Consider the following 874-nt stretch of genomic DNA (forward strand, 5'->3'; position numbering starts at 1 on the left):
CGTCAGATGTGTATAAGAGACAGCCCCACGGTGCAGCCCACCGCCCGCACCACCCCCTACCGGGCGGTGTGGGTCAGCTATCTGGAATGGCAGCAGGTAGATTTTTCCTCTGCGGAAACCTTCTCCGCCCAGGTGGGCGCCATGCTGGACAACATCCGTTCCCTGGGCGCCACCGTGGTCCTGGCCCAGGTACGGCCTTTTGGGGATGCACTCTACCCCAGCGATTCTTTTCCTTTCAGCCACCTGTGTACCGGCACCCAGGGGCAGGACCCGGGCTTTGACCCCTTGGCCCTGCTGGTAGAAGCGGCCCATGACCGGGGCCTGGAACTGGAAGCCTGGGTGAACCCTTACCGGCTGCAGGCAGGGGGTGTGCCCGCCCTGTGCGAGGACAGCCCCGCCGTGCAGCACCCCCACTGGGTCAAGGCCACCGACACCGGGCTTTACCTGGACCCTGCCAACCCCGATGTGCGGCAGTACATTGCCGACGGGGTAGAGGAACTGTGCCGGAACTATGCCATCGACGGCATCCACTTTGATGATTACTTCTACCCCACCACCTCCGCCACCTTCGACGCGGCCGAGTACGCCGCAGCCAACACCCAGCTTTCCCGTGAGGAATGGCGGCGGCAAAACGTCAATGGGCTGGTCAGCCTGTGCCATAGCGTGACCCAGGCCTACGGTGTGCGGTTCGGCGTGGCCCCCCTGGCCGACGTACAGCTATGCTACAGCGGCCAATACAGCGACGCCGCCCTGTGGCTGGCACAGGGCGGCTATGTGGATTATCTGATGCCCCAGCTGTACTGGGGGCTGGACTATGAGCAAAACGGCGATACTACCAACAGCCTGGCCAGCCTGGCGGCACAATGGGCCGCGC

The 874-nt window shown here is 64.2% G+C and carries 1 protein-coding gene; it reads left to right on the forward strand.

Features of this window, described 5'->3' with window-relative positions; translation table 11 throughout:
* The coding region (locus H6B10_RS14720) for a glycoside hydrolase family 10 protein (RefSeq protein WP_204652279.1) at positions 1-874 on the forward strand (874 nt) is incomplete at both ends.

The sequence above is a fragment of the Gemmiger formicilis genome, assembly GCF_016901605.1.
GTDB classification, from domain to species: domain Bacteria; phylum Bacillota; class Clostridia; order Oscillospirales; family Ruminococcaceae; genus Gemmiger; species Gemmiger formicilis_B.